Annotated in this window: 14 protein-coding genes, 1 tRNA gene and 1 pseudogene; 9 read left to right on the top strand and 7 right to left on the bottom strand. The window is 71.7% G+C overall.

Translation table 11 applies throughout. The annotated features are described in order from the left end of the window. Positions 1–30: 30 nt before the first annotated feature. Entirely contained in the window at positions 31–1,356 is a 1,326-nt protein-coding gene (locus A5481_RS10465) for an MFS transporter (RefSeq protein WP_048431704.1), read from the bottom strand. A gap of 674 nt (positions 1,357–2,030) precedes the next feature. On the opposite strand from A5481_RS10465, the gene A5481_RS10460 reads away from it, so the two are divergent. The 5 genes from A5481_RS10460 (at position 2,031) to A5481_RS10440 (ending at position 7,488) form a co-directional block, all read left to right on the top strand. Further along, positions 2,031–3,659, top strand: a complete 1,629-nt coding sequence (locus A5481_RS10460) for an HlyD family secretion protein (protein WP_082172895.1) — start codon at positions 2,031–2,033, stop codon at positions 3,657–3,659. Between the two features lie 56 nt (positions 3,660–3,715). Next, positions 3,716–4,918 carry a hypothetical protein gene (locus A5481_RS10455; protein ID WP_197514171.1) on the top strand — a complete coding sequence of 401 codons (1,203 nt, stop codon included), beginning with the start codon at positions 3,716–3,718 and terminating at the stop codon, positions 4,916–4,918. 8 nt (positions 4,919–4,926) lie between these two features. Continuing rightward, positions 4,927–6,897, top strand: a complete 1,971-nt coding sequence (locus A5481_RS10450) for a glycosyltransferase family 2 protein (protein WP_048431703.1) — start codon at positions 4,927–4,929, stop codon at positions 6,895–6,897. Between the two features lie 102 nt (positions 6,898–6,999). After that, positions 7,000–7,076 (top strand) — tRNA-Arg (locus tag A5481_RS10445). A gap of 169 nt (positions 7,077–7,245) precedes the next feature. Then, the gene (locus A5481_RS10440) at positions 7,246–7,488 is read left to right on the top strand and encodes a hypothetical protein (protein WP_048431702.1); all 243 of its coding nucleotides are present in this window, start codon (positions 7,246–7,248) and stop codon (positions 7,486–7,488) included. 47 nt (positions 7,489–7,535) lie between these two features. Here A5481_RS10440 and A5481_RS10435 read toward each other — a convergent pair whose 3' ends face one another. The 6 genes and pseudogenes from A5481_RS10435 to A5481_RS10415 form a co-directional block, all read right to left on the bottom strand. Continuing rightward, positions 7,536–8,456 carry a PfkB family carbohydrate kinase gene (locus A5481_RS10435; RefSeq protein ID WP_048431701.1) on the bottom strand — a complete coding sequence of 307 codons (921 nt, stop codon included), beginning with the start codon at positions 8,454–8,456 and terminating at the stop codon, positions 7,536–7,538. After that, positions 8,453–9,421: an ABC transporter permease gene (locus A5481_RS10430; RefSeq protein ID WP_048431700.1), complete on the bottom strand. Its 969-nt coding sequence runs from the start codon at positions 9,419–9,421 to the stop codon at positions 8,453–8,455. Before A5481_RS10430 ends, A5481_RS10435 begins: the two co-directional genes overlap by 4 nt. Before the next feature lie 45 nt (positions 9,422–9,466). Beyond that, positions 9,467–10,471 carry a sugar ABC transporter ATP-binding protein gene (locus A5481_RS10425; RefSeq protein WP_425350165.1) on the bottom strand — a complete coding sequence of 335 codons (1,005 nt, stop codon included), beginning with the start codon at positions 10,469–10,471 and terminating at the stop codon, positions 9,467–9,469. 42 nt (positions 10,472–10,513) lie between these two features. Next, positions 10,514–10,894 (bottom strand): annotated as a pseudogene (locus tag A5481_RS35915) (ATP-binding cassette domain-containing protein); the annotation flags it as partial. A 524-nt stretch (positions 10,895–11,418) separates the two neighbouring features. Continuing rightward, complete coding sequence (locus tag A5481_RS10420) at positions 11,419–12,471, bottom strand: sugar ABC transporter substrate-binding protein (protein ID WP_048432676.1); 1,053 nt, start codon at positions 12,469–12,471, stop codon at positions 11,419–11,421. Between the two features lie 73 nt (positions 12,472–12,544). Further along, positions 12,545–13,519 (bottom strand): sugar phosphate isomerase/epimerase family protein, encoded by a 975-nt coding sequence (locus A5481_RS10415; protein WP_048432677.1) that lies wholly within the window; start codon positions 13,517–13,519, stop codon positions 12,545–12,547. Positions 13,520–13,790: 271 nt separating this feature from the next. On the opposite strand from A5481_RS10415, the gene A5481_RS10410 reads away from it, so the two are divergent. From A5481_RS10410 to A5481_RS10395, 4 genes are all read left to right on the top strand, one after another. After that, a complete protein-coding gene (locus A5481_RS10410; protein WP_048432678.1) occupies positions 13,791–14,789 on the top strand; it encodes a substrate-binding domain-containing protein in 999 nt (332 codons plus the stop codon). Between the two features lie 153 nt (positions 14,790–14,942). After that, a complete protein-coding gene (locus tag A5481_RS10405) occupies positions 14,943–16,421 on the top strand; it encodes a sugar ABC transporter ATP-binding protein (RefSeq protein ID WP_048432679.1) in 1,479 nt (492 codons plus the stop codon). After that, positions 16,414–17,409: an ABC transporter permease gene (locus A5481_RS10400; RefSeq protein ID WP_048432680.1), complete on the top strand. Its 996-nt coding sequence runs from the start codon at positions 16,414–16,416 to the stop codon at positions 17,407–17,409. The genes A5481_RS10405 and A5481_RS10400 overlap by 8 nt, the downstream gene beginning before the upstream one ends. Then, positions 17,409–18,440 carry an ABC transporter permease gene (locus A5481_RS10395; protein ID WP_048432681.1) on the top strand — a complete coding sequence of 344 codons (1,032 nt, stop codon included), beginning with the start codon at positions 17,409–17,411 and terminating at the stop codon, positions 18,438–18,440. Before A5481_RS10400 ends, A5481_RS10395 begins: the two co-directional genes overlap by 1 nt. Positions 18,441–18,457 lie beyond the last annotated feature (17 nt).

Below are 18,457 nucleotides of genomic sequence, written 5' to 3'. Positions count from 1 at the left end.
AACGGACCCGTCCGGCGGTGCGGGGTCTCCTCACTCCGCTGCGGCCGCCTTGGTGGCCGTGGTCTCCAGGTCGCGGCTGACCTTCAGGGTCATCGCCACGATGCCGCCCGCGAGGGTGACGGCGCCGAGCACGAGCAGACCGGCGGTGAAGGTGCCGGTCAGGTCCTTGAGGTAGCCCATCACGTAGGGGCCGGCGAAGCCCGACAGGTTGCCGATCGAGTTGATCGCCGCGATGCCGGCGGCGGCCGAGGTGCCGGTCAGGAAGGCGCTCGGGATCGGCCACAGCAGCGGCGGGGTCGCCGAGACGCCGATCTGGCTCAGGCAGAGCAGCCCGAGGATCAGGACCGGGCTCGACACCAGGCCCGCGCCGGCGACGCCGACCGCCGCGACGATCATCGCGAAGCAGACGTGCTCGCGGCGCTTCAAGGTGCGGTCGGAGCTGCGGCCGAGCAGCACCATCCCGATCGCCCCGAACACGAAGGGCAGCGCCGAGAGCAGGCCGGTCTGGAAGTTGCTGACGCCGAAGCCCTTGACGATGGTCGGCAGGAAGAACGCCACGCCGTAGCTCGCCGCGTTGAGGCAGAAATACACGAACGAGCAGGCCAGCACCCGCGGGTCGGACAAAGCCTTGCCGATGCTCAGGTGCTCGACGGCGACCTTCTGCTTGCGCTCGGCCTCGAGGCGCGTCTCCAGCCACGCCTTCTCGTCGGCACCGAGCCACTTCGCCTGGCCCGGCCGGTCGGTGAGGTAGAAGATCACCACGAAGGCCATCACGATCGACGGCAGCGCCTCGAGGATGAACAGCCACTGCCAGCCGTCGAGGCCGGCCCCGGTGATGTTCAGGAGAGCGCCCGAGACCGGCGCGCCGACGATCGACGAGAACGGGATCGCCAGCATGAACATCGCGACGACGCGGGCCCGGTAGACCGACGGGAACCACAGCGTGAGATAGAAGATGATGCCCGGGAAGAAGCCCGCCTCGGCGATGCCGAGCAGGAAGCGCAAGGCGAAGAACACGTACTCGTTCGAGATCCCGGTCGCCGCCGAGATCGGCTGGATGAAGGCGAACAGGGCCGAGATCAGGCCCCAGCTGAACATGATGCGGGCGATCCACAGCCGCGCGCCGAACTTGTCGAGTGCGAGGTTCGACGGCACCTCGAGCAGGAAGTAGGCGATGAAGAACAGCCCGGCGCCGAAGCCGTAGGCGGCCTCCGACAGCCCCAAGGCCGCGTTCATCTGCAGCTTGGCGAAGCCGACATTGACCCGGTCGAGGTAGGCCACGAAGTAGCATACGACGAGGAACGGCATCAGCCGCCACATGACCTTGCGGATCGTTCTGGTTTCGATCTCTTCCACGACCGTTTCCTGCCCTTGGGTTATCTCTTGCGGAGCCGCGGCTCCGGAAGCTGTCTAGAGCATCATCCTATCGCGCTGCAATCGTGTGAGGCTCTGAAGCGGCGGACGGCACAGCGTTATCTCCGGTGAGCCGCGCACGGCCGCCCCGCGGACGGCAGGCCTCCCGGCTCCTCGCCGGGACGGCCGACATGGCGGCCCGGCCGCGCGGTCGAGACCCCGGCGTCCGGCCCGGCGCCCGCGCCGCCGCGACGGTGCCGGGACGCCGGACCCGTAAAAAGTGCGTAAATTTTTTCGGAACGGTTTTTGCTGCACCGCCGTTGTAAGCGCTTCGCCGGCCCGAGCGGCGGCGGTGACAGGACCGGACCGGCGCACGAGGCCGGTCCGGGCACGATGAGCGAGCGCGGGCGACTAACTTAAGTTACCCGCGCCGGACTGCGCGGCAATGTCGCAAGTTGCGATCTTCGTCGTCGATCTCTAGCAATCCCATCAAGCCAGTCGGCGCTCTAGCCAAGCATCTTGCCCGGCATAATCAGCAACAAGCTGCAATGAATAGCTGCGCGCATCGCGTCGATGCGCGCAATCGATGCGAATTGTCCGATCCGCCCGGCACCTGATCTCGCCGCGACCGGCCGGCCAGCCCATCCCCGTCGACTTTCAGACGCGAGACGAGCACCATGACATCAGCTTTGCCGCCCCTGGCTCCCACTCCCGCAGTGCAGCAAGGCCAGAAGCCCGGCCATACCCGGATGGTCCGCGTCTCGGCCTACTCGGTCGCCACCGTGCTCGCCCTGCTGATGACGACCGCGACGCTGCCGCCGCTCCTCGCCGACCAGTCGGACCGCGCCGTGATCAACGCACCGATCAGCCTGCTGACGGCCCCGATCGCCGGCGAGATGACGCAGGTCTCCGCGTCGATCGGCCAGGCGCTCCGCCCCGGCGAGGCCGTGGCCCGCATCCACAATGCCCGGGTCGACCGGACCACCCTGATCTCCCTCGACAGCAAGGTCGAGGAGCTGCGCGGGTCGCTGCTCGCGGCGCGGCAGAAGAAGGACTCGGACAACGCCTACGTCGCCGCCCTCGACCTCGAGATCCGGCGGCAGGTCGAGCAGATGACGGCCAAGCTCGACGGCGAGGTCGCGGAAGCCCGCGCCCGGGTCGCCGCGGCCGATGCCGAGGGCCAGTCGACGCGGGCGGTAGTGCAGCGCCAGCAGGCCATGGTGGACCGCAACACCGCGAGCATCGACCTGCTGCGCCCGACCCAGCACAAGCTGGAGGCGGCCCAGTTCGACAAGGACGCGGAGGCCGCCAAGCTGGCCCAGAAGCTGGCCGAGCTCGGCGCGGTGAAGAAGAGCGTCTTCGTCGGCAACCAGTCGAACAGCCTCGCGGTGCTCACCCAGAAGCGGCGCGACCTCGCCTTCGACGCGCAGCGCCTCACCATCGAGGAGACGCAGCTCGCCGCGAGCCTGACGTCGCTGCAGGGCCTGCAGGAGGCCGAGCGCAGGCGCCTCGACAGCCTCACCGACGCGCGGATGGTTGCGGCGAATGGCGGCGTGGTGCTCAGCCTCGGGGCGGCCCAGGGACGCCATGTCGGCCCGGGCGATTCCGTGGCGACGCTCGTCGATTGCGAGCAGGCCTTCGCGGTCGGCATCTTCTCCTACCGGCAGGCGCAGGAACTGGCGGTCGGGACGGCGGTCCGGATCTCGGCGGCCGGCACGACGATCCCGCAGCGGGGCTGGGTCAGCGAGATCCTGCCGAAGACCAGCGACAGGACCGACCAGCAATACGCGGTGCCGTTCCCGCAGACCGAGCGGCGCGAGATGTACGTCCTCGTCAGCCTGGACCCGTCCTCCGCGCCCGCCGCGGCCGCAGGCACCCGGGACACGCCCCGCACGCAGCAGGCCGCCGCCGACCTGCCCCAGGCCGCGCGCCGCACCACGCCCTGCTCGGTCGGGCAATGGGTGACGATCACCCGGGAGAACGGCTGGATCCCCTCGGCCTCGGTGGCCTGGAAGGCGGTGGCGGCGGGTTTCACCGGGCCCGACGCCAGGGCGGCCTGGGGCGTGCTCGCCGCCAGCGCCACCCATGCGGCGCGCTCGGCCTCCGATCTCGCGGTGCGCGGCGCGACCTCGCCGCAGGCCCGGCAGGTCTGGGGCACCGTGTCGGGGGGCGTCGCGCAGGCGGTCGACGCCGTCTCGGACGGCGTCAGGCGGCTGGTCGCCCGGATCTCCGATCCGCCGTCCGGCGGCCCGGGCTCGGCGCAGGCCGCGCCCGCCCGCCAGCACAGCACCGAGAACACCCGTTGATCGGCGCGCTGTCGCGCCTGACCCTCGCCCTGTCCCTCGCGCTGAGCGCGGGCGCGCTGGCGGGGGAGGGCCGGCCGGCGGGCCCGGAGGCGCGCGGCGCCCTGGCGCACTCCCTCTGCGGGTCGCTCGCGAGCGCCGTGGACGCGGCCGGGCCGGGCCCGGTCCTCGTCGCGAGCTACCGGCCGGGTCCGGACGAGGCGGAGCTGCCCGATCCGCTGCGCCGCTCGGCCTTCACCTACGACAACGCCCTCGCGGCGATCGCCCTGCAGGCCTGCGGCGACCTCCCGCGCGCCCGGCGCATCGGCGACGCCCTGCTGCACGCCCTCGGCCACGACCGGACCTTCGGCGACGGACGGATCCGCAACGCCTACCGGGCCGGGCCGGTCGCGGAGGGGCCGGCCCTCCTGCCCGGCTGGTGGGATGCCCGGCAGAACCTGTGGGCGGAGGACGGCTACCAGGACGGCACCGCGACCGGCAACGTCGCCTGGGCCGCCCTGGCGCTCCTCAACCTCGATACGGATGCCCCGGGCGCGGGCTACCGCGCGGGAGCCCGGCGCCTCCTGGGCTGGATCACCGCCCACGCGGCGGACGGGCGGGCGCCGCAGGGCTTCTCGGGCGGGCGCGACGGCTTCGATCCGGCGCAGACGGCCCTCGCGTGGAAATCCACCGAGCACAACCTCGATGTGCATGCGGTGGCCGCCTGGCTCCATCGGCTCGACGGCCGGCCGGAGGACGCCCGCACCGCCGCGACCGCGCGCGGCTTCCTCGACGCCGTCTTCGAATCCGGTGCCGGCGCGTTCCGCCTCGGCACGACGCCGGAGGGCCGGCTCCAGCCGCTCGATCGCGTCGCCCTCGACACGCAGCTCTGGCCGCTGATCGGCGTCGCGCAGCCGCCCGCGTCCTGGCAGCGCTCGATCGCCTATGCCGAGGCCCATCTCGCCGCGTCGGGCGGGTTCGACTTCAACGAGGACCGCGACGGCCTCTGGGTCGAGGGCACGGCCCAGGCCGCGCTGACCGACCGGGCCCTCGGCCGGACGCAGGACGCCGATCGCCTCCTCGGCACGATCGCCCGCCAGGTCTCGCCGTCGGGCTTCCTGTTCGCCACCGACGTGCCGCGCCTCACCACCGGCATCCGGATCGGCCCGGCGAGCACGCAGGACGACTTCTTCTATTTCCGCCGGCCGCATCTCGGCGCCACGGCCTGGGGAATCCTCGCCGCCACCGGCCGGAATCCCTTCACCGGGCGCACGCTGGAGTAATCGCGACGATGTTCGAAGCACCCCAGGACGTCTCGGCGGTCCTCACCACCGATCTCGGCATCCTCCTCGGCCTCCTCGTCATGGCGGGGCTGCTCGACCGGGCGAGCGCGGCGGCGCGCGCCCTGTTCGGGGGCACCTTCGCGGTCTTCATCCTGTGCTACGCGGCCTGGCGCTGGCACGACACGCTGCCGGCCCTCGAGGCCAGCCCCGAGCGGATCTGGCCCTACCTGTTCTTCGTCTTCGAGACGATCGCCATCGCCTACACGCTGATGTCGACGCTCATCCTGCTCCGGTTCGAGGACCGGTCGCGGGAGGCCGACCGGGAGCAGGCCCGCCACGAGGCGAGCGGCGACTGGCCGGCGGTCGACATCTTCATCTGCACCTACAACGAGCCCCGGGAGGTGGTCGAGAAGTCGATCGTCCCGGCCCTGGCCGTCGATTATCCCGACGCCACCGTCTGGGTCTGCGACGACACCCGCCGCGACTGGCTGCGGGCCTATTGCGAGGAGGTCGGCGCCCGCTACGTCACGCGGCCCGACAACAAGGGCGCCAAGGCCGGCAACCTCAACAACGCCCTGGCGCTGACGGCCGGGCAGACGAACGCGCCGATCATCCTCGTCCTCGACGCGGATTTCGCGATCGCGCCCCATATCCTGCGCCGCACCGTCGGGCTGTTCCACGACGAGCGCGCGGCGGTGGTGCAGACGCCGCAATTCTTCTTCAACGCCGACCCGATCCAGCACAACCTGATGGCGGCGGAATCCTGGGTCGACGACCAGCGCATCTTCTTCGACGTGTTCCAGCCGGCCAAGGATGCCTGGGGCTGCGCGTTCTGCGTCGGCACGTCGTTCCTCGTCCGGCGCGACCGGGTCACCGCGATGGGCGGCTTCCCGCACGACGCCATCTGCGAGGACATCAACCTGACCTACGCGCTGATGCGCCACGGCTACCGCACCCACTGGCTCAACGAGCGCCTCAGCGCCGGCCTCTCGGCGGAGGGCCTGCCGGAATACATCACCCAGCGCACCCGCTGGTGCCTCGGCACGATGCAGGTGGCGCTGCTGAAGGACGGGCCGTTCCGCTCGCCGCACTACACCCTGATGCAGCGCCTGCACTACCTGCACGGGGTGATGAACTGGCTGTGCAAGCCCTTCATCGTGCTGATGCTGGTCGCCCCGTCGATCTACTGGTTCTTCGGCATGCCGGCCTTTCACGCCGACTACCTGTCGTTCCTGCGCTACGGCGTGCCGGCGCTGCTGGCGCTGTGGATCTACAGCGGCTGGGTCTCGGGCCAGCGGACCCTGCCGCTGTTCATGGAGGTGACGCACATCATGACGGCGCTGCCGATCACCCTCACGCTGGCCTCGGCCGCCATCCGGCCCTTCGGCCGCCCCTTCAAGGTCACCGACAAGGGAGGCGACCGCTCGATCTCGACCGTGCGCTGGCGGATGGCGGCCGGCTTCGGCGGCATCGCCCTCCTGTCGGGCGCCGCGATCCTCTGGTCGTTCGTCTCGCCGGTGGCCGCGAGCGAGATCTCGCCGCTCGATTCCTTCAACCTCGTCTGGGCCGGGATCGCGATGCTGCTCGCCTTCGTGGCCTTCCTGGTCTGCTTCGAGCGCCCGCGCGGCACCGAGGCGTTCCATGTCGCGGAGCCGGTCCGTGTCCGCGCCGAGGGCACCGCCCGGGACGCGATGCTGGCGCGTCTCGGCCTGGAGACCGCCTTCCTGCGGCTCGACGCGCCGCAGCCCGGCGCGGTCGGGGATCCGGTCGAGGTGCGGATCGAGGGGGTGGGCTGGGTCCCGGCCCGCCTCACCGCCGTCGCCGAGGGCACGCAGGCGCTGGCGCTCGCCCCCTCCCCGCCCCAGCGCCAGGCCCTGATCCTGCGGCTGTTCACGCAGGCGGCCGATCCGATCGCCCGCACCGCCAACCTCCGGGTGGCCTTGCGCGGCCTCGCGGCGCGCTGCTTCCGGGCGGCGTGACGCCCGACGCCTGCGGCCGCGCCAGGACCACAGCAAGCGGATTCGGCGCGCCGTTCCCTGTTGCGCTCCGGGCCGGGCCGGGCTACAGAGGCTTCGCGGTCAGCACCCGTAGCTCAGCTGGATAGAGCGTTGCCCTCCGAAGGCAAAGGTCACACGTTCGAATCGTGTCGGGTGCGCCATTCTCCTTGACGACATCATGATCGGATCATCGCTCGCCGGATCGGCGAGGCGATGCCTTGTACGTGGTGCGCCCTCCGTCGCGGGTGGCGCGGCCGGACGCCAGCTGCCGCACCGCCGGTCGGGCCGGCCCCGCAATCGGGCAGACCTTCGAGAGGACGACCCCGCACGATGCCGATCAAGGCCCTCAACGACCGCAAGAAGCTCTCCTCCGACTTCAACGAGGCGAACGACGCCTTCATCGACGCGGTGCTCGGCGCGCTCCAGGCCGGTGAGATCCCGCTCGACCTGGCCCGGGCCTACCTCGCTCATCCGGTCGCGATGATGCATGCGAGCGGGGCGCAGGCGGTGGCGGACTATTTCGAGCGCATCCTGTCGCAGAAGCCCGCGATCGACTGGACGCCGGGGGGCTGAGGCTCCGGCCCGGGCCTCGCGAGCGCCCGGGCCGGCGGTCCTGCGCGTCACAGCGCCGTGCGGTCCCGGTCCGGCATCGAGACCAGGCGCGCGGCGGCCTCGTTGGCGGCGCGCAGCGCCTCCTCCAAGGGCGCGCCCCGGGCCAGGCGGGCCGCGAAGGTGCCGACGAACATGTCGCCCGCGCCGTGCGTGCTGACGACCTCGACGGCGAGGCCGGGCAGCGCGACCGGCGCGACGCGCCCGCCCGCCAGGGCGACGCCGGCGCCGCCGGCCGTCACCACGACGAGGCCGCCGCGGGCCGCGAGGTGGCGGGCGGCCGCCGCGGCGTCTGGAAGCGACGCCACCGGGCGCGCGCCGAGCATCTCGGCCTCGATCGCGTTGACGACGAGCACGTCGACGTGGTCCGCGAGGTCGGTGGCGAAGGGCCGGGCCGGCGCGGCATTGAGGATCGTGGTGAGGCCGAGGCGCCGGGCGCGGCGCGCCACCGCGGCGTTGACAGCCTCCGGGATCTCGTTCTGCAGGATCAGCACGCGGGCGCCCGCGAGCCGCGCATCCGGGATCTGCTCCGCGGCGATCGCGAGGTTCGCGCCCGACACGATCACCGCGCCGTAATCGCCGTCGTCGTCGAAGATCGCGACGCTCATGCCGGAGCCCGTCCCGGGCAGGACCGCGACGGCGCAGCGGTCCACGCCCGCCCGGTCGAGCCCCGCCAGCAGCCCCCGGCCGAAATCGTCGTCGCCGACCGCGCCGACCATGGCGGTCGCGACGCCCTGCGCCTGCGCCGCCGCGGCCTGGTTGCCGCCCTTGCCGCCGAAGCGCGGGGCCCAGCGCCGCCCGGTCACCGTCTCGCCCTTGCGGGGCCGGTCCGGCGCATCGACCGTGATGTCGTAGTGCAGGCTTCCCACCACGACGATCGCGGGCTGCGGTCCGGGATCCGCCCCCTCCGGGGCGGCGTCGCGCGCGGTCATGCGCGCCCCCGGGCGAAGCGGTCGACCAGCATGGCGAGCAGGATGATCAGGCCGGTGGCGAGGAGCTGGTAGAAGGCCTGCACGTTCATCAGCGTCAGGCCGTTGCGCATCGTGCCGAGGATCACCGCGCCGAGCAGGGTGCCGAGGATGCTGCCCTTGCCGCCCATCAGCGAGGCCCCGCCGATGGCCGCGGCCGCGATGGCGTCGAGCTCCCACAGGTTGCCGAGGATCGGCTCGGCGGCGCCGAGGCGGCCGACGAGGATCGTCGCGGCGAGCGCCGCGAGCAGGCCCGACAGCATGTAGGCGCCGATCTTGGTGCGGGCGATCGGCACGCCGGCGATGTGGGCGGCCTCCTCGTTGCCGCCGACCGCCAGCAGGTACTCGCCGAACGGCGTCCGGCGCAGGATCAGCCCGGCGAGGAGCGCCACGACGAGCACCACGATCACCGCCGTCGGGAGGCCGGCGACGGTGCCGTTCACGACCGCCCGGAAGGCGGGCGGCACGCCGAAGACCGGGTTGCCGTCGGTCGCGATCAGCGCCAGCGCCCGATAGGTGCTGAGCGTCCCGAGCGTGACGATGAAGGGCTGGAGGCCGCCGAAGCAGATCAGCGCGCCGTTGACGAGGCCGCAGGCCGCGCCGAGCGCCAGCCCGGCCAGGACCGCGAGGGCCGGCGGCACGCCGCCGACCATCAGCGAGGCCGACAGGACGGCCGAGAGCGCCGCGACCGGGCCGACCGAGAGGTCGATGCCGCCCGAGACGATCACCAGCGTCATGCCGAGCGCCACGCAAGCGTTGATGCTCGATTGCTGCAGGATGTTGAGGAGGTTGCGCTCGGTCAGGAAGCCCGGCGCCGCGAGCCAGAACACCAGCATCAGGAGCGCGAGGCCGAGAAGCGTGCCGAAATCGCGCCACGGGACGTGCAGGCGCGGCCTCGGGCCGGGCGCGGGGGCGGTCAGGGTGAGCATGGCGGAGCCTCGAAGGCGCGAGGAAGGTCTGAGGGGCGGAAAGGATCAGGCGGTGCGGGGCGACCGGGGAACCGCGTGGGCGACGATGGCCTGCTCGCTCAGCTCGCTCCGCTGAAGCTCGGCCGCGATCCGGCCCTGGCGCATGACGAGCACCCGGTCGGAGAGGCGCAGCAGCTCGGGCAGTTCCGAGGAGACGACGATCACCGACCGCCCCTCCGCCGCCAGCCGCTCGATCAGCCCGTAGATCTCCGCCTTGGCGCCGATGTCGATGCCGCGGGTCGGCTCGTCGAAGAGCAGGATCTGGGTGCCGGCGGCGATCCAGCGGGCGATGATGCCCTTCTGCTGGTTGCCGCCGCTGAACAGGCGGATCGGCCGGTCGATCTGCATCGGCCGCAAGTTCACCTCGGCGAGCAGGCGCGCGGCCTCGGCGCGCAGGCGGCGCCGGCGGACGAGGAAGCGGGGCGCGAACCGGGGCATCGAGGGCAGGGCCACGTTGGCGACCATCGAGCGCTGGGGCACGATGCCGTCGCGCTTGCGCTCCTCGGGCACGAGCCCGATGCCGGCCGCGATCGCCGCGCGGGGGCCGGGCCGGGCGAGCGGCCGGCCGTTGACCGTGATCGTGCCGGCCGTCCGCGGATCGGCGCCGGCGACGAGCCGCAGGAGCTCGGTGCGGCCGGCTCCGATCAGCCCGGCGATGCCCAGGACCTCGCCGCGCCGCAAGTCGAAGCTCGCATCGACCACCCGCGTCCCGGCGGTCAGGCCGCGCACCGACAGGACCGTCTCGGACCGGACCGACGAGCGGTGGGGCGCGACTGCGAGGGCGCGGCCGACCATCATGGCGACCACGGCGCTCTCGGTGGTGCCGGCGAGGTCGACCTCCGCGACGAACCGCCCGTCGCGCATGATCGTCGCGCGGCCGCAGATCCGGAACACCTCGTCCATCTTGTGCGAGACGTAGACGATCGCGACGCCCCTGGCGGCCAGCCCGGCGATGACCGCGGCCAGGCGCTCGAACTCGCTCGGCGTCAGGCTCGAGGTCGGCTCGTCCATGGCGATGATCCGCGCGTCGTCGAGGAGCGCGCGGGCGATCTCGACGATCTGGCGCTGCGCCACCCGCAGGCTGCGGACCGGCGCGTCCGGCCGGATCGCGGGATCGAGCGGCGCCAGGGCCTCCGCCGCGAGCGCCTCCTGCCGGGCGCGGTCGACGAGGAGCCCGCCCCGGCGCAAGGAGCGGCCCAGGAACATGTTCTGCGCGACCGTCAGCTCGGGGACCTGCTGCAGCTCCTGGTGGATCATCGCGATGCCGGCGCGGCGGGCGGCCAGCGGCGAGCGGAAGGACAGCACCTCCCCGTCGACCGCGATCGTGCCCTCGTCGGGCTTGAGCACGCCCGACAGGATCCGCATCAGCGTCGACTTGCCGGCCCCGTTCTCGCCGAGCAGCGCGTGGACCTCGCCCGGCCGGACCCGCAGCGACATCTCGCCGAGCGCGGTCACGCCCGGGAAGCGCCTGGTGAGACCCTGGACGAGCAGGCGCGGCGGCGCGGCGGGGGCCTCGGCGGGGAGCATGGCGAGCGACATGGCGGGACCGCGGGTTGGGGGGAGGGGCCGAACGGGGCCGGATCGTCCCGGACTCTCCAGCAAAGTCTGCGGCGTGCCGCGCCGGGCATGCGCGGCCGTCGTCAGGTTGCGGGCCGGCAGGCATGCCCTTCCTCGCCAGCCACGCCCCTTTCCCGGACGACGGCAACGACGCGGTAAGGAGATCCGGGATCCGGCAGAAGACGTGCCGCGAAGCGGCTCCGTCTCTTGCACCGTTGCCGGCAGACGGACGCTTCGCGATTTTTCGTGCCGGGTCCCGGATCTCCCGCCGCTCTCGCTTCGGTCGTCCGGGACAGGGGGCAGGTCACGCGGGGAGCCGGCCTTCGGGCCTGCGCTTGCGCAACCATCGCGCCCCGAGGGGCGGCACGACGCCCCCGGGACATCGATCACTTGCCCGACGATCACTTGCCCGACCGGGCATCCTCCTCGAGCACCGCCCGCAGGTCGGCGCCCTTGCCCTTGTAGCGCTCGATGGTGTCCCGGGTGATCAGGGCCTGCGGCGTGGCGACGACCCGCGGGACCGGCTCCTTGGCGAGCACGCGCAGGGCCGCCTCCAGGGCGACCTCGCCGGTCAGCACCGGGAAGCTGTCGACGGTGCCGGTCAGCTCGCCGGCGCGGATCGAGGCGTGGGCGTCGGTGATGCCGTCGGTGCCGAACACCGCGACCTTGCCGAGAAGGCCCGCGTTCTTCACCGCCTCGACGACGCCGAGCGCCATCGTGTCGTTGTTGCAGTAGACGCCGACGAGGTCCGGGTGCTGCTGCAGGAGAGTGGTGGCGGCGTCGTAGGAGAGCTGGCGGTCCCAGTTGCCCGGCACGCTCGCCACGACCTTGAACCGGCCGCCCTCCGCCGCGATGGTGGACTTGAAGCCGGCGGTGCGCTGGGTCGCCGCGAAGACCCCGGCCTGGCCCTCGATGACCGCGAGCTTGCCGCCGTCCGGGCGGTTGGCGATGAACCAGCGGGCGACGCGCACGCCGTTGTCGCGCTGCACGTTGCCGACGTAGTGGGCGGCCTGCGGGATCACCGCGTCGTTGACGTTGACGACCGGGATGCCGGCCTTGCCCGCCTCGCCGAGGATCGGCTCGAGGTTGGCGTTGGTCTGCGGCGAGACCAGGAGCACGTCGACCCCTTGCGCGATCATCGTCTCGGCGATCGACAGCTGGCCGACCTGGTCGCCCTCGTTCTGGGCCGCCTGGTAGGCGACCTTCACGCCGAGCTTCTTGCCCAGCGACTGGTAGCCCTCGCCGAGGAGGCGCCAGTACTCGTTGGTGAGGGTCTTCGACACCGCCCCGACGCGGGTGCCGGCGGCCGGCTTGGGCATCGGGCCGAGCTTGGCGGCGAGCTGGCTCCAGTCGATCCGGTCCGTCTCGGTGTCCGGGTTGAGCGGCTTCAGGTCCTGCGCCTGCGCGACGCTCGCGGCGAGCAGCATGAACCCGGACAGCATGATCGATCGCATGGCGTTTCCCCCTTGGCGGCCGCCGGGGGCGGCCAGTCTGTTCTTGAAAGACGGTCCGGTCCTTGGAAACAAATCAGCGTCCGAGCATCGCCCGGCGGACCACGGTCTGGCTCGCGACGGCGTCCTGGCGGTCGATCGCCGCGCTCAGGCCGTTGTCGCACTCGAGCGTGTCGACGATGCCGAGCATCGCCGTCACGGTGGCGATGTTGGCCTCGCACTCCGCCACCGGGTCGAGCCCGGTCAGGTCGGGGAAGGTGTCGAAGTAGATCGGCCCGTGGAAGCCGTCCCGGCGGACCTGGCGCAGGAGCTCGATCGTCTGGACCGGGTGGACCGCGCCGACCATCAGCCCGTCGTCGCGCTTGGCGTAGCCGTCGTTGAGGTGCAGGCCGAGGATGCGGCTGTACCGGCCGATCAGGGCCGCCGCGAAGGCCGGCTGCTCGTCGGCGTAGAGCACGTGCGCGAAGTCGAGCGTGACGCCGAGGTTCGGCAGGTCGATCTCGCGCAGGGCCAGCAGGGTCGTGGCGCAGTCGGGCAGCAGGCTGTGGGAACGCGGCTCGTTCGGCTTGTACTCGATGCTGATCAGGCAGTCGGGATCGTGCAGCGCGACCTCGCGGATGCCGTCGATCTCGTCGGCCCAGAGCCTCGCGTAATCGGCCTGGAAGGCGTAGTCGAAGCCGTCCTGGCCGAGCCACAGGGTCATCAGGGCGCAGCCCGCCTCGCGGGCCGCGTCGATGCCGCGCTTCGTGAGGTCGATCGCCTCGCGCCGCACCGCCGGATCGGGGTTGGTGAAGGCGCCGATCTTGAAGGCCGGGTTCGAGTAGTACCGCATCGCCAGGCCGTTCACGGTCAGGCCGAGGTCGCGGATCGCGTTGCCGGTCGCCCGGGCATCGGGCCCGAGGTGATCGGGGAAGTTCAGGTCGACATCGGTGAGGCCGCGCGCGGTCGCGGCGCGGGCCGCCATCTCCAGCGGGGTCGGCTTGCCGTGCCCCTGGGGCCAGAAGGCGTCGGGCTGCGAGGCGAACGAATTCAGGCGCGTCGCGAAGCGCACGGGGGCGGATGTCACCGGCGGGTCTCCTGTGTCTCGCCAAAACATCACGCATGTTCGTGAATTTGTAAAGTAACCTTCCGGCACGCCGAAGCGGCGTTCCGCCCCCCCGCCGACCTGTCGCCGGTCCGCCGCCATGCTGCGGCGCAGCGAGGGCGTGCCCGGCGAGGCGGCGGGACGAGGTCTTGACACGCCCTACGCTTCACGCATACCTGTGTTGCAGTAAATAATATGAGCCCGTTACGGCCGATCGCGACGGGTTGGGGAACGCACCATGGATCGACGCACCGCTCTCACGATGCTCGGCGGCCTGGCCGTCGCAGGGCCGCTTCGCGCCACCAGGGCCTTCGCGGCTGCACCCAAGACCATGGCCACGGTCGTGAAGGCGGCGGGCGTTCCCTGGTTCAACATCCTCAACCAGGGCCTCGAGGCCGCCGGCAAGCAGTTCGACATCGCCACCACGATGGTCGGGCCGGCCCAGGTCGACCCGGCCCAGCAGGTCAAGCTCATCGACGACCTGATCGCCAAGAAGGTCGACGTCATCGGTCTCGTCCCCCTCGACGTGAAGGTGACGGCCCAGGCCGTGAAGCGCGCGCGGGACGCCGGCATCGTCGTCATCACCCAGGAGGGCGAGAACCAGGACGGCAAGACCTGGGACCTCGAGCTCATCAGCGCCAAGAACTACGGCGAGATGCAGATGAAGGCGCTCGCCCGCGAGATGGGCGAGGAGGGCGACTACGTCGTCTACGTCGGCACCCTGACGACCCCGGGCCACAACGCATGGGCCGACGCCGCCATCGCCTACCAGAAGGCGCATTATCCCAAGATGAAGATGGCGGCCGACCGCTTCCCCGGCGCCGACCTGATCGACGATTCCACCCGCGTGACCCAGCAGGTGCTGCAGACCTACCCGGACGTGCGCGGCATCATGTCGATGGGCTCCAACGGGCCGATCGGCGCCGGCAACGTCGTCCGGCAGCGCCGCCTGGAGAAGAAGATCGCCGTCGTCGGCACGATGATCCCGGCCCAGGCCCAGGCCCTGATCATGAGCGGCGCGATCCGCGAGGGCTTCCTGTGGAACCCCAAGGATGCCGGCTACGGCATGGTCGCCATCGCCCGCATGGTCCTCGACGGCACGCCGATCAGGACCGGCATGGAGATCCCGACCCTCGGCACCGCGACGGTCGACGAGGCGCAGCGCGTGATCCAGGTCGACCGCGTGCTGACGATCAACAAGACGACCGTCGGCGACCTGGTGAAGATGGGGCTCTGAGCTGCTTCCCAGCATGAACTGCGCATGATTGCAGTGGGATCTGTGTGGGAAAGTAAGACGCGGATTTTTTCCTCTCCCCGCCCGCGGGGAGAGGAGATTGCCAGTGCCTCTTCTTCACCTCCGACCAGCCCTGCGAGTAGGGACGCGACCATAATGTTCCTGGAGATGCGGGGCGTGTCGAAGCGCTTCGGCGGGGTCCAGGCCCTGTCCGACCTCGACTTCGACCTCGCGCGCGGCGAGATCCACTGCCTCGTCGGCGGCAACGGCTCGGGCAAGTCGACGATGATCAAGATCATCGCGGGCGTGCAGCCCCCCGATCCCGGCGGCCGCCTCGTGGTCGAGGGGCGCGAGCACGCGCGGCTCACCCCGGTGGAGAGCAGCGCGCTCGGCATCCAGGTGATCTACCAGGACCTGTCGCTGTTCCCGAACCTCACGGTCGCCGAGAACATCGCCATCGCGCAGCATCGCGGCCTGGCCGGGCTGGTGAAGCGCAAGGCGATGCGCGCCGCCGCCGAGGCGGCGATGCGGCGCATCGGCGTCGCGCTCGACCTCGACGAGCGGGTGTCCCACCTGTCGATCGCCAACCGCCAGCTCGTGGCGATCTGCCGGGCGATCGCGGCGGACGCCAGGCTCGTCATCATGGACGAGCCGACCGCGTCGCTGACGCGCCACGAGGTCGACGCGCTGCTGGCGCTGACCCTCGAGCTGAAGCGCCGCGACATCAGCGTGCTCTTCGTCAGCCACCGCTTCGACGAGGTGCTGGAGATCGCCGAGCGGGTCACGGTCATCCGCGACGGCGTGAAGCTCGGCACCTACGACGCGAAGGACATGACCGAGCAGCGCCTCGCCGTCCTGATGTCCGGCCGGTCCTTCACCTACGAGACGAAGGACCGGGCGCTGCCCCGCGACCGGCCCGTGCTCGGCGTCGAGGGCCTGTGCAAGGCCGGCGAGTACAGCGACGTCGATCTCACGCTCTATCCCGGCGAGATCCTCGGCCTCACCGGCCTGCTCGGCTCCGGCCGCACCGAGCTGGCGCTGTCGCTGTTCGGGATGAACGCGCCCGATTCCGGCACCATCCGGATCGACGGCGAAGCGGTGACGTTCCGCTCCAACCGCGACGCCATCGCGCGCGGCATCGCCTACGTGCCGGAGGACCGGCTGTCGCTGTCGCTCGTCCTCGACCAGCCGATCGGCGCCAACGTCACGGTCACGGTGCTCGACACGCTCAAGGACCGCCTCGGCCTGCTGCGCCGCCGCCGCGAGGCCGGCCTGATCCGCGACTGGATCCGTCGTCTCGCGATCAAGATCGGCACCCCGGACGATCCGGTCAGGACCCTGTCGGGCGGCAACCAGCAGCGGGTGGTGATCGCCAAGTGGCTCGCCACCAGGCCCCGCGTCCTGATCCTCGACAGCCCGACGGTCGGCGTCGACCTGCACGGCAAGGACGGCATCTACGCGCTCGTGAAGGACCTCGCGGCGCAGGGGCTCGCCGTCATCATGATCTCCGACGAGATCCCGGAGGTCCTCTACCATTGCGACCGGATCCTGGTGATGCGGGACGGCCGGCTGACCGGCGAGGTCATGGCGCATCACGTCGCCGAGCCCGACCTGAGGAGGATGGTGCATGGTTAAGGGATCGCGCGGCGGGCGCGCGCCGCAGGAGCTCTGGCTCGGGCTCGTCATCCTCGGCATGGTGGTGGTGCTGACCGCCCTCAGGCCGAACTTCCTCGGCGTCCAGAACATCCTCGAGATGATGAACGCGACCGCGTTCAACGGCATCCTGGTCTCGGGGCTGCTGGTCGTCCTGATCGCCGGCGGCATCGACATCTCGTTCGCGGCGGTCGCGTCCGTGGCGCAGTACGCGGCGCTCACCGTGGCGAACGCCACCGGGGCGGGCTGGGGCGAGATCGTCGCCATCGCAGGGGGCATCGGGCTCGGGCTCGGCCTCGTCAACGGCGTCCTGGTGAGCACGCTCGGCATCGCCAGCATCATCGTCACCATCGCCACGCAGAGCGTGATCTACGGCATCCTGCTCACCGTCACCCGGGGGCAGGACATCTTCACCCTGCCGGCCTGGTTCGGCGACCCGGTCGACCTCTTCGTCACGAGCGACGCCAAGGGCAACGTCTACGCGGTGAGCCTGCAGATCTGGGCGCTGGTGCTCGCCTTCCTGGCCGCCTGGTTCCTGCTCAACCGGACCCGTTTCGGCCGGCAGGTCTTCGCGCTCGGCGGCAACCCGGAGGCGGCCCGGCGCGTCGGCTTCGGCACGGCCCGCCTCAACCTGCTCGTCTACGGCTACATGGGCCTCGTCGCCGGCCTCGCCTCCCTGGTGCAGGCCCAGTACACCCAGTCGGTGTCGCCCACCGCGCTGGTCGGGCGCGAGCTCGAGGTCGTGGCCGCCGCCGTGCTCGGCGGGGCGAGCCTCGAGGGCGGCCACGGCTCCGTCCTCGGCGCGATCCTGGGCCTCGCCCTCGTCGTCATCATGAAGAACGGCCTCGCGCTGCTCGGGGTGTCGTCCTACTGGTCGGACTTCTTCACCGGCCTCGTCATCGTCGCCGCCGTCGCCGGCATGGCGGCCCGCGCCCGCCGCCGCTGGCACGATTCCCCGGGGCTCGCCTGATGCCGGCCTTCCTGCTGCGGCATGTCGGCCGCACCAACCTGCGGCTCCTCGCCCTCCTGGCCCTCCTCTGCCTCGCCGCCGCGCCGCTGATCGGCGACCGGCTGTTCGCCCCGGCGGGCCTGCGCTCGATGGCCTACCAGCTGCCGGAGCTCGGGCTGCTCTCCCTCGCCATGATGGTGGCGCTCCTCTCCGGCGGCCTCGACCTGTCGATCATCGCGACCGCGAACCTCGCGGCGCTCGCCGCGGCGGCGGTGCTGAAATCGGCCCCCGCCGGGGCGGACGGCCTCGTCCTCCTGGCGGTCGAGGCCGGCGCGCTGCTCGCCGGCCTCGCGACGGCGGCGCTCGTCGGCCTCCTCAACGGCACCCTGATCGGCTACCTGCGCGTCTCGCCGATCCTGGCGACGCTCGGGACCATGACGCTGGTCAAGGGCCTGGCGATCGGGCTCACCCACGGCAGCGTCATATCCGAGTTCCCGCCCGCCATCCTGTTCCTCGGCAGCGGCGCGGTCCTCGGCGTCCCGATGCCGCTCCTGCTGCTCGGGCTCGTGGCGACGGCCCTCGGCGTGCTCCTCACCCGCACGCCCTTCGGCGTCGTCCTGACCCTGATGGGCTCGAACCAGCAGGCGGTGCGCTTCTCCGGCATCGACACCCGGGCGGCGCTCCTGCGCGTCTACGTCCTCGCCTCGCTCGTCGCCGCCACGGCCGGGTTCGTCATGATGGCGCGCTTCAACTCCGCCAACGCGGCCTACGGCGAGAGCTATCTCCTCGTCACGATCCTCGCCTGCGTGCTGGGCGGCATCAGCCCGTCCGGCGGCTTCGGCCGGGTCGGCGGCCTGGTCCTGGCCCTGGTCGTGCTGCAGCTGATCTCGACGGCCTGCGTCCTCCTCGACTTCAGCCAGTTCCTGACGCTCGCGGTCTGGGGCGGGATCCTGCTCTCGGTCGGCATGATCGCGGCGGTGCGCGACCAGCTGCGCCCGCTCCTCGCGGGCCTGCGCGCGCCGGTCCTTCGCCCCGCGCCGCCGCGCGCCTGACCCCGCCCGAAGCCCGA

The sequence above is a fragment of the Methylobacterium platani genome (genome assembly GCF_001653715.1).
Classification (GTDB): domain Bacteria; phylum Pseudomonadota; class Alphaproteobacteria; order Rhizobiales; family Beijerinckiaceae; genus Methylobacterium; species Methylobacterium platani.
Note: the sequence above shows the minus strand (reverse complement) of the source record. Positions and strands in the feature narration are given on the sequence as shown.

What these genes read in the sequence shown, in the direction of transcription:
- A5481_RS10450 (WP_048431703.1), top strand. Translation starts at nt 4,927, where the DNA reads ATGTTCGAAGCACCCCAGGACGTCTCGGCGGTCCTCACCACCGATCTC.
- A5481_RS10430 (WP_048431700.1), bottom strand. Translation starts at nt 9,421, where the DNA reads ATGCTCACCCTGACCGCCCCCGCGCCCGGCCCGAGGCCGCGCCTGCAC.
- A5481_RS10400 (WP_048432680.1), top strand. Translation starts at nt 16,414, where the DNA reads ATGGTTAAGGGATCGCGCGGCGGGCGCGCGCCGCAGGAGCTCTGGCTC.
- A5481_RS10395 (WP_048432681.1), top strand. Translation starts at nt 17,409, where the DNA reads ATGCCGGCCTTCCTGCTGCGGCATGTCGGCCGCACCAACCTGCGGCTC.
- A5481_RS10440 (WP_048431702.1), top strand. Translation starts at nt 7,246, where the DNA reads ATGCCGATCAAGGCCCTCAACGACCGCAAGAAGCTCTCCTCCGACTTC.
- A5481_RS10410 (WP_048432678.1), top strand. Translation starts at nt 13,791, where the DNA reads ATGGATCGACGCACCGCTCTCACGATGCTCGGCGGCCTGGCCGTCGCA.
- A5481_RS10420 (WP_048432676.1), bottom strand. Translation starts at nt 12,471, where the DNA reads ATGCGATCGATCATGCTGTCCGGGTTCATGCTGCTCGCCGCGAGCGTC.
- A5481_RS10405 (WP_048432679.1), top strand. Translation starts at nt 14,943, where the DNA reads ATGTTCCTGGAGATGCGGGGCGTGTCGAAGCGCTTCGGCGGGGTCCAG.
- A5481_RS10460 (WP_082172895.1), top strand. Translation starts at nt 2,031, where the DNA reads ATGACATCAGCTTTGCCGCCCCTGGCTCCCACTCCCGCAGTGCAGCAA.
- A5481_RS10435 (WP_048431701.1), bottom strand. Translation starts at nt 8,456, where the DNA reads ATGACCGCGCGCGACGCCGCCCCGGAGGGGGCGGATCCCGGACCGCAG.
- A5481_RS10425 (WP_425350165.1), bottom strand. Translation starts at nt 10,471, where the DNA reads ATGGACGAGCCGACCTCGAGCCTGACGCCGAGCGAGTTCGAGCGCCTG.